General features: G+C 65.0%; 13 protein-coding genes. 7 read left to right on the forward strand and 6 right to left on the reverse strand.

Annotated features, from left to right (window positions below; translation table 11 throughout):
- The first annotated feature begins 152 nt into the window (after window positions 1-152).
- Complete coding sequence (pedF, locus tag FIV09_RS16775; protein ID WP_152451759.1) at window positions 153-833, forward strand: cytochrome c-550 PedF; 681 nt, start codon at window positions 153-155, stop codon at window positions 831-833.
- A gap of 2 nt (window positions 834-835) precedes the next feature.
- Window positions 836-1,747 (forward strand): ABC transporter substrate-binding protein, encoded by a 912-nt coding sequence (locus tag FIV09_RS16780; protein ID WP_152451761.1) that lies wholly within the window; start codon window positions 836-838, stop codon window positions 1,745-1,747.
- Window positions 1,748-1,811: 64 nt separating this feature from the next.
- On the opposite strand, the gene FIV09_RS16785 is transcribed toward FIV09_RS16780, so the two are convergent.
- Window positions 1,812-2,984 carry a MalY/PatB family protein gene (locus FIV09_RS16785; RefSeq protein WP_152451763.1) on the reverse strand — a complete coding sequence of 391 codons (1,173 nt, stop codon included), beginning with the start codon at window positions 2,982-2,984 and terminating at the stop codon, window positions 1,812-1,814.
- Between the two features lie 109 nt (window positions 2,985-3,093).
- Between FIV09_RS16785 and def (FIV09_RS16790) the strand changes: the two genes are divergently transcribed.
- Genes def (FIV09_RS16790) through FIV09_RS16805 form a run of 4 tightly spaced genes read left to right on the forward strand, consistent with a single transcriptional unit; the run spans window position 3,094 to window position 5,444 of the window.
- Complete coding sequence (def, locus tag FIV09_RS16790; RefSeq protein WP_152451765.1) at window positions 3,094-3,612, forward strand: peptide deformylase; 519 nt, start codon at window positions 3,094-3,096, stop codon at window positions 3,610-3,612.
- Window positions 3,609-4,103: a peptide deformylase gene (def, locus tag FIV09_RS16795; protein ID WP_152451767.1), complete on the forward strand. Its 495-nt coding sequence runs from the start codon at window positions 3,609-3,611 to the stop codon at window positions 4,101-4,103. The genes def (FIV09_RS16790) and def (FIV09_RS16795) overlap by 4 nt, the downstream gene beginning before the upstream one ends.
- Window positions 4,100-4,594, forward strand: coding sequence for a peptide deformylase (gene def, locus FIV09_RS16800; protein WP_152451769.1), 495 nt, complete (start codon window positions 4,100-4,102; stop codon window positions 4,592-4,594). The genes def (FIV09_RS16795) and def (FIV09_RS16800) overlap by 4 nt, the downstream gene beginning before the upstream one ends.
- A complete protein-coding gene (locus FIV09_RS16805; protein ID WP_254702258.1) occupies window positions 4,587-5,444 on the forward strand; it encodes an MBL fold metallo-hydrolase in 858 nt (285 codons plus the stop codon). The genes def (FIV09_RS16800) and FIV09_RS16805 overlap by 8 nt, the downstream gene beginning before the upstream one ends.
- Window positions 5,445-5,537: 93 nt before the next feature.
- Here FIV09_RS16805 and FIV09_RS16810 read toward each other — a convergent pair whose 3' ends face one another.
- From FIV09_RS16810 to dnaK, 3 genes are all read right to left on the reverse strand, one after another.
- The gene (locus FIV09_RS16810; protein ID WP_152451771.1) at window positions 5,538-7,562 is read right to left on the reverse strand and encodes an NADPH-dependent 2,4-dienoyl-CoA reductase; all 2,025 of its coding nucleotides are present in this window, start codon (window positions 7,560-7,562) and stop codon (window positions 5,538-5,540) included.
- Between the two features lie 132 nt (window positions 7,563-7,694).
- Complete coding sequence (gene dnaJ, locus FIV09_RS16815; RefSeq protein ID WP_152451773.1) at window positions 7,695-8,855, reverse strand: molecular chaperone DnaJ; 1,161 nt, start codon at window positions 8,853-8,855, stop codon at window positions 7,695-7,697.
- 82 nt (window positions 8,856-8,937) lie between these two features.
- Window positions 8,938-10,851 (reverse strand): molecular chaperone DnaK, encoded by a 1,914-nt coding sequence (gene dnaK / locus FIV09_RS16820; protein WP_152451775.1) that lies wholly within the window; start codon window positions 10,849-10,851, stop codon window positions 8,938-8,940.
- A 235-nt stretch (window positions 10,852-11,086) separates the two neighbouring features.
- On the opposite strand from dnaK, the gene FIV09_RS16825 reads away from it, so the two are divergent.
- Complete coding sequence (locus tag FIV09_RS16825) at window positions 11,087-11,692, forward strand: alpha-ketoglutarate-dependent dioxygenase AlkB (protein WP_254702259.1); 606 nt, start codon at window positions 11,087-11,089, stop codon at window positions 11,690-11,692.
- On the opposite strand, the gene FIV09_RS16830 is transcribed toward FIV09_RS16825, so the two are convergent.
- Both FIV09_RS16830 and FIV09_RS16835 read right to left on the reverse strand, forming a co-directional pair.
- Window positions 11,689-12,282 (reverse strand): COG3650 family protein, encoded by a 594-nt coding sequence (locus FIV09_RS16830; protein WP_152451779.1) that lies wholly within the window; start codon window positions 12,280-12,282, stop codon window positions 11,689-11,691. The genes FIV09_RS16825 and FIV09_RS16830 overlap by 4 nt on opposite strands.
- Window positions 12,279-13,109, reverse strand: a complete 831-nt coding sequence (locus FIV09_RS16835) for an ABC transporter permease (protein WP_152451781.1) — start codon at window positions 13,107-13,109, stop codon at window positions 12,279-12,281. Before FIV09_RS16835 ends, FIV09_RS16830 begins: the two co-directional genes overlap by 4 nt.
- Window positions 13,110-13,192 lie beyond the last annotated feature (83 nt).

Here is a 13,192-nt window from a genome sequence, read left to right on the forward strand (position 1 = left end):
GCTAACGATGCGCCCAGCCCGCAAAATACGACCAATGTCGCGGGCCTCCGGGCCCGGGGAAGGACGAAAGTCCAATAGGGCGGCGCCGGGGCGCTGCCCTACACAGGAAGGCGAGCACATGCACCCCGACAGGCTCAAAGGGAGGACCCCCAATGACCACGATGATCCGTTCAACACTCGCCGCCGTTCTTGCCCTTGGCGCGGGCGCCACGCTGGCCTTCGCCCATGGCGATGTGGCCCCACAGCCCGTCGATACCGGCAACCTGCCCGAGCTGGGCGAGGAATGGCTGACCGAGAACCCCTATCGCGCCGAAGCCGCGGGCGAAGAGGTCTGGGCCGAAGCCGTGCGGATCGGCGCCTCGGGCTACAACCAGAATTGCGCGCGCTGTCACGGGCTCGAGGTGATCTCGGGCGGGCTGGCGCCCGATCTGCGCTTCCTCGAAGCCGAGGAATACGGCGATGAGTGGTACATGGAGCGCTTCATCCACGGCTATACCCAGAACGGCATCACCAAGATGCCCGCTTTCGGGGAGCTTCTCGGCCAGGAAGCCGCCTGGGCCATCCGCACCTATGTCGAAACGCGCCCCGATGGTGACAGCCTAGATGCTTTCGCTGCCGAGCTGGCCGAGATGCGCGACGCGCTGGAGGCGGGCAGTGCCGATGTGACCGCGACGCAAGCCCGCCTGGCCGAGATCGCGGGCGAGATCGACACCATGTCAGGCGCCCCCATCGCCGACAGCATCGCCTATCGCGCCGCCAACCAGCTGGCCGCAGGCGCGTCCCAGGACAAGGCCGCGGAGACGCTGACCATCGGCCTTTCGGCGGCGAACTGACCATGCGGCATCCGGTCCTTCGGGGTCTGATCCTTGCGGCGGCGGCGGTCTTCGGGCTGGCCGCCGCGCCTGTTTCCGCCTCCGACCCCTGCGCCGATTACATCCCCCAGCCCAAACCGCAGAACACCGCGCGCGATTATGTCGGTCAAAGCATCGACGAGATCCGCGAGCGCGGTTTCATGACCTTTGCCCTTTATGAGGATTACCCGCCCTATTCCTGGGAAGAGGCAGGCCAGCCGCGCGGCATCGATGTGGACCTCGCCCGGATCATCGCGGAGTTCGCAGGCGTCGAGGCGCGGTTCAACTTCATCACCGCGGGCGAGAACCTCGATGCGGATCTGCGCAACCACATCTGGAAAGGCCCGCTCGTGGGTGGGGCGGTCTCGAACGTGATGATGCGCGTGCCCTACGATTCGGCCTTCACCTGCCGGGTCGAGCAGGTCAGCTTCGGCGGCGTCTATGCCGAGGAAAGCATCGCGATTGCCTATGACCGTGCGCAATACCCCGAGGAAAAGCCTGTGCCCGCGTATTTCCGGTTCGATACGGTCGCGGTGGAGAACGACGCCATCGCTGATTTCTACCTGTCGAATTTCGCGGGCGGGCAATTGCAGCGCGGCATCCGGCGCTTTCCCAGCATGGAAGCCGCGATGGGCGCGCTGCGCGACGGTGAGACGATGGCCGCGATGGGGCCGCGCGCGCAGCTCGAATACGGCGCCGATGACGGCGTGGGCATCCATGAGCCGCCGCTGGCGGGCTTTGCCAAGGCGCGGTGGAAGCTGGGCGTCGCGGTGCATTTCTCGTGGAAGCCGCTTTATTACGAGGTCACCGATGCCCTCTCCGCCGCGCTGGCCGATGGCCGGATCGCGGCGGTCTATGAAAGCTATGGGCTGACGCATCAGCCGCCCCAGTGGTGAGGGGCGACCGATGAAAGTTGAGCCGTGAAGGCTGGGGGCCGGGCGCGTCCCGGCCCGGCCGCCCCTATTGCAGATCGCTGAAGGCCGCTTTCAGGCGTTCCGCGGCCTCGACCACCCGGACGCGCTGCGTGGCGATGTTGAAGCGCAGGAACTCCTCGCCGCCCTTGCCGAAGGTGGGGCCATGATTGACGGCGATCTTCGCCTGCCCCTCGATCCGGTCCAGCACCTCCCTATGGCTCATGCCGGTGCCTTCGAAATCGACCCAACTGAGATACGTGGCCTCGAGCCGCATGGAATGCACGCCCGGGATCTCGTCGACCGCGGCATCCAGAATGCGGCGATTGCCGTCGAGATATTCGCAGAGCGCATTGACCCATTCCGCCCCTTGCGGCGAATAGGCGGCTGTGACCATGCGCAGGCCGAACAGGCCCGGCGACATGCCCAAGCCCGCCATGCGTTGCCCGAAGGCCTTGCGCAACGCCGGGTCGGGAATGATGACATTGCCGATATGCGCGCCCGCGATGTTGAAGGTCTTTGTGGCCGCCGTCATCATCACCAACCGGTCGCGGATCCCGTGATCCACCGTGTCGAAGGCGATATGGCGATGCCCCGGCATGACCAGATCCGCGTGGATTTCGTCCGAGACGAGGATCAGATCGTGCCGTTCTGCAAAGGCGGCGAGCCCCTTCAGCTCCGCCTCGGTCCAGCAGCGCCCGCCGGGATTGTGCGGCGAGCAGAGCATGACCATCTTCTCGCGTCCGGTCATCATCGCGTCATAGGCGTCGAAATCCATCTCGTAGCGGTCGTGATTGCGCACGAGCGGGCATTCCACCACCTCCCGGCCCGCACTCCGAATGACGCGGGCAAAAGCGTGGTAGACCGGCGTGAAGAGCACGACGCCATCGCCGGGCTCGGTCCAGGTATCGATGCACATGGCGGTGCCGTTGACCAACCCGTGGGTCGTGAAGATCCACGAGGGATCGACCTGCCAGCCATGCCGCTCTTGCATCCACCAGGTGATCGCGTCGCGATAGGCATCGTCCGGGCCCGGATAGCCGTAGACGCCATGATCGAGCAGCCCGTGCAGGCTGTCCTGCACCACGCGCGGCGGACGGAAATCCATATCCGCGACCCACATCGCGATGCCGTCTTCGGGGGAGACGCCGTACGCCTGCTCCATCGCGTCCCATTTGGCACAGCCCGTGCCGCGGCGGTCGATCATCTCGTCGAAATTCAAGGAAGGTCTCCTGGCTGCATTTTGACGGCACGCTAATACGTGACGCGCTGGCGACAAGCCTCGTCTGCGCGATATTGCACGAAGGCCCGCCATCGCCTACATCGCAGGCATGAAACGGCCCATTCTGATCCACCCCGATCCGCGCCTGAAAAAGGTCTGTCCCTCCGTCGAGGACCTGACCGACGAGTTGCGCGCGCTCGCGGATGATATGCTCGAGACGATGTATGACGCGCCGGGGATCGGCCTTGCCGCCCCGCAAGTGGGTGTGCTGTCCCGGCTGATCGTGCTGGATTGCGAAAAGGGTGAAGACGCGACGCCGAAGCCCGTCGTGATGTTCAATCCCGAGGTCAAGGCGTCCTCGGACGAGATGAGCGTCTACGAGGAAGGCTGCCTGTCCATCCCCGACCAATATGCCGATGTGGAGCGTCCGCGCGAAGTGACGGTGAGCTGGCTCGACCGGGACGGCAAGCTGCAGGAACAGACATTCGACGGGCTCTGGGCCACCTGCGTGCAGCATGAGATCGACCATCTCGATGGCAAGCTCTTCATCGATTATCTGAAGCCGCTGAAGCGCCAGATGATCACCCGCAAGATGCAGAAGCTCAAGCGAGAGATGGCGCGCGCGTGAGCATCCGCGCGATCCTGACCTGGCCCGATGAGCGGCTCACCCAAGCCTGTGCGCCCGTGGGCGACGCTGCGAGCTGCGACACGCTCGTGACCGACCTGTTCGAGACGATGTATGACGCACCCGGTCGCGGCCTTGCCGCGCCGCAGGTCGGCGTGATGAGCCGGGTCTTCGTCATGGATGCGGGCTGGAAGGACGGCGAGATGACGCCGCGCGCCTGTATCGACCCGGAAATCCTCTGGTCGTCCGAGGAACTGGCCCGAAACGACGAGGGCTGCCTGTCCATCCCGGGCATCACCGTCAGCGTCGAGCGTCCCGCGCGCATCCGGCTGGCCTACACGACACCGGGCGGGGAGCGGATCGAGGCCGATCTTGCCGGCGCCGAGGCGCTGATCGCGCAGCACGAGCTCGATCACCTCGACGGGCGCGTGACCTTCGACCGGCTGTCCCCCGACGCCCGCAGCGCCGCCCTTTCGGAATATTCCGGCGCATGAGCCCGCGTCCGATCCTGCGCTGGCCCGACAAGCGATTGCGGATGGCAGCGGCCCCGGTCGCGGCCATCACCGACGAGATCCGCGCGATCTGGGACGACATGATCGACACGATGGATGCCATGCCCGGCGTCGGCCTCGCGGCACCGCAGATCGGCGTGATGCAGCGCCTCGCAGTGGTCGATGCCTCGGACGAACGCGGTCAGGCGGTGCGCATGGCCAATCCCGAAGTTCTGCATGCCAGTGTCAAGCTGCGCGAGCACGAGGAAGCCAGCCCCTGCCTGCCGGGCGTTTCCGCCAAGCTCATGCGTCCGCGCGCCGTCACCATCCGCTTCCTCGATGAGACCGGCGCGGAGCGGGAGCAGGATTTCGTCGGACTTTGGGCCACCTCGGTGCAGCACCAGATCGACCATCTGAACGGCAAGCTCTTCGTGCATCACCTGTCGAAGACCAAGCGAGACATGCTGATCCGCAAGGCGCAGAAGCGTGGCTGACGCGGCAGGATCGGTGGCCATCCTCGGGGTCAAGGGCGGCCCCGCGATCCGCCCCGGATCCTCGATGCCCACGGCGCTTCTGGTACAGATGGGTGGGGCGAGGCTTCTGGTCGATGCGGGTCTGGGTGCGGCGCGCGGTGTCTGCGATCAGGGCGTGGCGCTGACCGCGCTCGACGGGATCGTCATCACGCATCTGCATTCCGATCATTACCTCGAACTGGGCCCGCTTCTGCACACGGCCTGGACCGCGGGTCTGAAGCGCGAAATCCCTGTCTGGGGGCCGCGCGGCTTGGCCGCCTACTGGCAGCATTTCCTCGCCTCCATGGCCTTCGATATCGAGCTCCGGATCGAAGACGAAGGGCGCCGTCTGCTCTCTGACCTGGTCCGCATCCACGAGATGCCTGACGAGATCGTGTTGGGCAGCCTCGCCGTGACGGCAACGCTGAACCACCACCCACCGCTCTCAGAAAGCTATGCGCTGTCCTTCGCGGCAGGCAGCAAACGCGTCGTGTTCTCGGGCGATACCGCGCCCTTCGAGGGATGGGAGGTATTCTGCCGGGGCGCCGATCTTCTGATCCACGAAGCGATGCTTGAAGCCGGTGTCGATGCAACGCTCGCGAGCCTGCCCCACCATGCTCCGGAGCTCAGGACGCATATCCTGCGCTCCCACACGGAGGCCGCCGAGGTCGGACGGCTAGCCGCCGCGGCGGATGTGGGACATCTCGCCCTGATGCATTTCGTGCCGGAAGGGCTGAGCGGGTTTGGGCCTGAAATCTGGGAAAGCGAAGTTCGGCGCCACTATGCGGGCCTCCTTACGCTGGCCCGCGACGGTGTGCGTCTGACGCTCTGACCGGCGCCTTTGGAAGCGCACATAACTTTCGCTACGGGCCAAATCCCACCCCGTTGAAACGGAGCGTTTAAGGCAGGGTTGGCTGGGTCCGCCTTAAAGCGTCGCGGCCAGTCGCACGCCCTGATCGATCGCGCGCTTGGCGTCAAGCTCGGCCGCCACATCCGCGCCGCCGATCACGTGGCAGCCAACGCCTTGCGCCTCTAGCGCATCGGCCAGGCTGCGTTCGCTCAGTTGCCCCGCGCAAAGAACGACCGTGTCGCAAGCGATCACTTCCGGCCGCTCGCGCGCCGCGCCGTAGGAGATGTGCAGGCCTTCGCTATCGATGGCTTCGTAATTGACGCCCGCCTTCATCTCGACCGCCTTCATCTGAAGGCCCATCCGGTGGATCCAGCCGGTGGTCTTGCCCAGCCGCTTGCCCGGCTTTTCCGCCTTGCGCTGCAGAAGCGTGACCTGGCGCACCGCCTTGTCGGGCTGCGGTCCTTCCGGGGCGAGACCGGAGCGGGCCACCGCCGTATCCGTGACGCCCCATTCGCGCATCCACTCGGGCAGGTTTTCCGTCGGGCTGTCCCCGGTCACGAGGAATTCCGAGACGTCGAAGCCAATCCCGCCCGCGCCGATCACGGCGACCCGGCGCCCGACCTCCGCGCCACCGCGCAGCACGTCGATATAGCTCAGAACGTTGGGCGCATCCTGGCCCGGGATCTGGGGATCGCGCGGCGTGACGCCGGTGGCGACGATCACGTCATCGAAGCCTTGCAGGTCCTGGGTCCGGGCTTCAGTTCCGAGGCGCAGCGTGATGCCGCGGATCTCGACCATATGCGCGAACCAGTCGACGAGGCCGCGGAATTCCTCCTTGCCGGGGATGACCTTGGCCATGTTGAGCTGTCCGCCGATCTCGCTGGCCTTGTCGAAGAGGGTCACGTCATGGCCCCGCTCTGCCGCCGTCAACGCGGCCGAGAGGCCCGCAGGCCCCGCGCCCACGACCGCGACGCGCTTCGGCGTCGGGGCCTTCTCGATCACGATTTCCGTCTCGAAGGCCGCGCGCGGGTTCACCAGACAGGACGACACCTTGCCCTGGAAAGTGTGGTCGAGACAGGCCTGGTTGCAGGCGATGCAGGGCGCGATTTCCGCCGCACGGCCAGAGGCGGCCTTGATCACGAAATCCGCATCCGCCAGCCAGGGCCGCGCCATGGACACCATGTCGGCGCAGCCCTCCGCGAGGACCTCTTCGGCCACGTCCGGCGTGTTGATCCGGTTCGAGGTGATGAGCGGGATCGAGACCTTGCCCATGAGCTTCTTGGTTACCCAGGCAAAGGCCGCGCGGGGTACGGAGGTGGCGATGGTCGGGATGCGCGCCTCGTGCCAACCGATGCCGGTATTGATAATCGTGGCGCCGGCCCGCTCGACCTCCTGGGCCAGTTGCACCACCTCGTCGTAGGTCGAGCCGTTCGGCACGAGGTCGATCATGGAGAGGCGATAGATCAGGATGAAATCCGGGCCGACCGCCTCGCGGACGCGGCGCACCACTTCGATCGGGAGACGGATGCGATTCTCGTAGGAGCCGCCCCAACGGTCGGTGCGCTTGTTGGTGTGGCTGGCGATGAACTGATTGAGAAAATATCCCTCCGAGCCCATCACTTCGACGCCATCATAGCCCGCGTCGCGCGCGCGGGAGGCGGCGGTGGCGATGTCCGCGATCTGCTTCTCGATGCCCGCCTCGTCGAGTTCCTTGGGCGCGAAGGGCGAGATCGGCGATTTGATCGGCGAAGGCGCCACGCATTCCGGGCCATAGGCATAGCGGCCTGCATGCAGGATCTGCATCGCGATCTTGCCGCCTGCATCATGGACGCGGCCCGTGACCATGCGGTGATTTGCGATGTCCTGATCGGTGAAAAGCCCGGCCGCTCCGGGAAAGACGCCGCCTTCGCGGTTGGGGGCCATGCCGCCCGTGACCATGAGCGCCGCACCGCCGCGTGCACGGCTGGCATAGAACTCCGCCACCCGGTTCCAGTCGCCCACCTCTTCGAGGTTGGTGTGCATGGAGCCCATCAGCACGCGGTTCTTCAGCGTCGTGAAGCCCAGATCGAGCGGCGCGAGAAGGTGGGGAAAATCGGTCATGAGAAGCCTCCCTGGTTGCGGGCGACTTCACATGAGCAGACGCGGCCTGTCAGCCGCAACGTGGCGTCACGCGCGAGGCGAGCCCGCAAGGGCTCGAGGAGCAGCTCCTCCGCCCGTGCGGGCGTCCTCGCCTCAGCTTTTCATGCTGTCCCAGAAGCTTTTCACCGATTTGAAGAAGCTCTTGGATTCAGGGTTGTTGTCTTCGCTCAGCGCCTCGAACTCGCGCAGAAGTTCCTTCTGCTTCGAGGTCAGGTTGACCGGCGTCTCGACCGCCAGCTCGATGAACATGTCGCCCGGGGCACCGCCGCGCAGCGACGGCATGCCCTTGCCGCGAAGCCGCATCTGACGTCCCGATTGCGACCCGCCCGGGATCTTCACCCGGCTGCGACCGCCATCGATCGTCGGCACTTCGATATCGCCGCCAAGCGCCGCAGAGGTCATGGAGACCGGCACCCGGCAATGCAGATTGACATTGTCGCGCTCGAAGATCGGATGCTCGGCCACGTCGAGAAAGATATAGAGATCGCCCGGCGGCCCGCCGCGCATCCCGGCCTCACCTTCCCCGGCGAGACGGATCCGCGTGCCGGTCTCGACGCCCTTGGGAATGTTCACCGACAGGGCACGCTCTTTCTCGACCCGGCCCGCGCCATGGCATTCCTTGCACGGGTTCTTGACGATCTGGCCAAGCCCGGAACAAGTCGGGCAGGTCCGCTCGACCGTGAAGAAGCCCTGCGTTGCACGCACCTTTCCCATGCCCGAGCAGGTCGGACAGGTGGTGGGCTCCGCCCCGCCTTCCGCGCCGGAGCCGGAACAGGCGCCACAGGCCACGGAGGTCGGCACGTTGATCGTCTTCTGCAGGCCCTCAAAGGCGTCTTCGAGCGTCACGCGCAGGTTGTAGCGCAGATCGGCGCCGCGCGCGGCGCGTTGACGCCCGCCCGGACCGGCACCGCGCCCACCCATGAAATCGCCGAACAGATCGTCGAACACGTCCGAGAAGGCGGAGGCGAAATCGCCCTGACCGCCACCGCCGAAACCGCCACCAGGACGACCACCGCCGCCCATGCCGCCTTCGAAGGCCGCGTGACCGAACCGGTCATAGGCCGCTTTCTTCTCGGCATCCTTCAGGACGTCATAGGCCTCGTTGGCTTCCTTGAACTGCGCTTCGGCATCGGGATTGTCGGAATTGCGGTCGGGATGCAGTTCCTTCGCCTTCTGGCGATAGGCTTTCTTGATCTCGTCGGCCGATGCGCCCTTGGCCACGCCGAGCACGTCGTAATAGTCGCGTTTGGACATTCATGCCCTCCTGACTTTGTCGGAACGTGAGAGGGCCGGCCCGGCATCCGGACCGGCCCCTTCATCGGGTTCCGGGTCGATCTCAGCCCTGCTTGCGGTCTTCGCCAAGGTCCTCGAAGTCGGCATCGACAACATCGTCGTCGGAGCCGCCTTCGCCCTGATCCGCCTCGGGCTGGGTGTCGCCATCATCGGCCTGGGCCTTGTAGATCGCCTCGCCCAGCTTCATCGACGCCTCGGTGACGTTCTGGATGCCGGACTTGATCTTCTCGGCATCCTCACCCTCGAGGTCGTCTTTCAGCGCGGCCACGGCCAGTTCGATCGCCTCGACGGTGGTCGGGTCGACCTTGTCACCATGATCCTCGACCGACTTCTCGGTGGCGTGGATCAGGCTTTCCGCCTGGTTCTTGGCCTCGACGAGTTCGCGGCGCTGCTTGTCGGCATCCGCGTTCTCCTCGGCATCCTTGACCATCTGCTCGATATCCGCGTCGGACAGACCGCCGGAAGCCTGGATGGTGATCTTCTGCTCCTTGTTGGTGCCCTTGTCCTTGGCGCCAACGGAGACGATGCCGTTCGCGTCGATGTCGAAGGTCACCTCGATCTGGGGCATGCCGCGCGGTGCGGGCGGGATGTCCTCGAGGTTGAACTGGCCGAGCATCTTGTTATCCGCCGCCATCTCGCGCTCACCCTGGAAGACCCGGATGGTCACCGCGTTCTGGTTGTCCTCGGCGGTGGAGAAGACCTGGCTCTTCTTCGTCGGGATCGTGGTGTTGCGGTCGATCAGGCGGGTGAAGACGCCACCCAGCGTCTCGATGCCGAGCGACAGCGGCGTCACGTCCAGAAGAACCACGTCCTTCACGTCACCCTGCAGAACACCGGCCTGGATGGCGGCACCCATGGCAACCACTTCGTCCGGGTTCACACCCTTGTGCGGCTCCTTGCCGAAGAACTTGGTCACTTCCTCGACGACCTTGGGCATCCGTGTCTGACCGCCGACGAGAACGACCTCGTCGATGTCGGAGGTGGAGAGGCCCGCATCCTTCAGCGCGGCCTGGCACGGCTTGATCGACGCCTTGATCAGATCACCGACGAGGCTTTCCAGCTTCGCGCGGGTCAGCTTCATAACCATATGCAGCGGCTGACCGTTGGACCCCATCGAGATGAACGGCTGGTTGATCTCGGTCTGGGAAGCCGAGGACAGTTCGATCTTCGCCTTTTCCGCAGCCTCCTTGAGGCGCTGAAGGGCCATCTTGTCCTTGGTCAGATCGACATTGTTCTCTTTCTTGAACTCGTCCGCCAGGTAATTGACGATCCGCATGTCGAAATCTTCACCGCCGAGGAACGTGTCGCCGTTGGTCGACTTCACCTCGAACAGGCCGTCATCGATCTCGAGAATGGTGACGTCGAAGGTACCGCCGCCGAGGTCATAGACCGCGATCGTCTTGGTTTCCTTCTTGTCGAGACCGTAAGCGAGCGCCGCCGCTGTGGGCTCGTTGATGATGCGCAGCACTTCGAGGCCCGCGATCTTGCCCGCGTCCTTGGTGGCCTGACGCTGCTGGTCGTTGAAATAGGCCGGGACGGTGATGACCGCCTGGTCGACCTCTTCACCGAGATAGCTCTCGGCGGTCTCTTTCATCTTCTGCAGAATGAAGGCCGAAATCTGGGAGGGCGAATACTTCTCGCCGCGCGCCTCGACCCAGGCGTCACCGTTGCCGCCGTCGATGATCTCGTACGGCATGTTCTTCTTGTCTTTGTTCAGATCGCTGTCGTCGAACCGACGACCGATCAGACGCTTGACGCCGAACACGGTATTTTCGGGGTTGGTCACGGCCTGGCGCTTGGCAGGCTGACCGACGAGACGCTCTTCTTCGGCGAAGGCCACGATGGACGGGGTCGTCCGCGCGCCTTCGGCATTCTCGATCACCCGGGCCTGGCTGCCATCCATGATTGCGACGCAGCTATTGGTGGTGCCGAGGTCGATACCGATCACTTTACCCATGATTTCGATCCCTTCTTGATTCAAGGCGATGTCCCGAAACGGGGACCCATTCCGGCATTCCCCATCCCGATTTCCGATGCGCGACCCGGGCGGTGGCCCCGATCACGCGGTCGTGGGGTATATAAGAAGCGGGTTTTGGGGCTGCAAGCGCCGCTGCGGGAAAGAATCCGCGGATTTTCAGGATTGGTCCTGCGGGGGGTTTTCCTCCGGGCCGCGCTGGCGCAGCATGGCGGGCATGCCTCAACCCGTTCTTTTGCGCGATGTCGCGATCTATCCCGAACTCCTCGACCGTGCCGAGCAGGAGCGGCTGGTCGAAGATTTGCGCGCCTGTCTGGCGCAGGCTTCGCTGGTCACGCCCGTCACGCCGCGCGGGCACAAGATGTCGGTCGCGATGTCGGCTGCGGGCCGCTTCGGCTGGGTGACGGACCGCAAGGGGTATCGCTACGAAGACCGTCATCCCTCGGGCACGGCCTGGCCGCCGATCCCGGAGCGGGTTCTTGCGGTCTGGGACGCGGTCTCCGGCAGCACGCGCCGCCCCGAATGCTGCCTCATCAACTGGTACGCGGAAGGCGCGAAGATGGGTCTGCATCAGGATCGCGACGAGGCGGATTTCAATGAGCCGGTCGTGTCCATCTCGCTCGGCGATGACGCGCTCTTTCGCATCGGAAACGAGACCCGCGGCGGCAAGACCGAGTCGATCTGGCTGAGGTCGGGGGATGTGGCGGTGATGGGCGGTGCGGCGCGGCTGCGCTATCACGGCATCGACCGCATCCGGCCGGGATCGTCGACGCTGCTGCCGAAGGGGGGCCGGATCAACCTGACCCTGCGGGTCGTCACCTAGTCGGGTGCGACCGAGCAGCAGCCGGAATAAAGCGTGTCGCCGATCAGGAAATCCGCCGTCAGGCCGTAAAGCCGGTCCGACATGCCGTCGCTGCATTCGGCCCGCCCCATCACGAGGATCGCGCGCTCCGCCCCGGCCTCGCCCGCGAAGGCGAAGCGGTCCGGACGCCCGGAGGCGCGTGTGCGCAGCGTGATAGGTCCGGATTGCAGCCCCTTGTCGAAGAACTGGAAGGCGAACATGTCGCCCGAAATGTCGAGCGACCAGAACGGCTCCGTCCCGAAGCAGGTCTGCGGATCAGGCAACCCTTCAGCCCATTGCCCCGCCTGTCGGCTCAGGAACGACAGCGATGCCCAGCCCGAGCGTTCCTGCGTGTTGACGCGGCCCCAGCCGCCATCGATCGCGGAGACCTCGATATCGGAGGCATCGGGCGCCAGGGTGCCGATCTGTGTGGAAGAGGCCGATGGCCCCTCGCGGACATTCAGCACGTCGTCCGCCGCAACCCCGGTCACATCGTAGAGCGCGGGCAGGTCCTGCGCGGCCACCGGCGCGGCGAAAAGAATCGCCGCCAGCAGGGCCGACGCGCCCCTCATCGGCGCGCGCCCCAGGAGACGGAGATGTTCCGCCGCGTGTAGAATTCGAGCATCAGACCAATCATCACGAAGGTCACGATACACCAAAGCGGGTATTCAAGCGAGGAATTCCGCGGCCAGTAGTTCAAGAAAGCATAGCCGCGCGCCTGGTCGATGGCGTGAAAGAGCGGGTTCCAGTCGAACATGGCCAGCATCTTCGGGGGCAGCATGTTGGCCGCGAACATCTTGCCCGAGGCGATCATGTTGGCCCGCGCATAGATCGTGGTGGCCATCCCGATGGGCACCGGCGCCCAGGGCGCGGCGGCCATGAAGACCATGCCGATGGCAGCACCCGACCCCCAGGCGACAAGCAACATCCCGTAGGCCTTCACCGGCTGATGGATGGAGGCAAGCGCCCCCGGCGCGATCCAGGCGTCATAGACAAACAGGATCAGGATCAACGTGATCGTCTGCGTGTAAAGCGTCGACATCATCGCCGACAGGATCGTCACGAAGGTGTTCATCGGCGCGTGCAGCATCATCGGGCCCAGCGCATTGCCCGCGGCGCGCACGGCGCTCATCGTCTTGATATGGGACATGTAGAGGAAGACGCCCGACATGATGAACACCATGTAATCGCCGCGAATGGGCGCAGACCGCATCCCCAGAAGCTGAAACATGAAGAAGAAGGCCAGCGTGAAGATCACGGTCTGCGCCATGTTCATCACGATCGCCATGATCGCGTTGTTATGCCCCTGACGCACGGAGCGTGCGGCATTGTGGAAGATCAGCTCCGCAATCTGGAGGGCACCCGCGGCTTTGGTGCGCGGTTTGTTTGCTTCGAACATGGGGCCTGCTCCGCTCCCGGTCGGTCCTGGCCATCACTGCTTGCGGCCAATTGTTTCGCGCACCATAAGTTCAGGGCGATTTC

Source organism: Roseivivax sp. THAF197b (genome assembly GCF_009363255.1).
GTDB lineage: Bacteria > Pseudomonadota > Alphaproteobacteria > Rhodobacterales > Rhodobacteraceae > Roseivivax.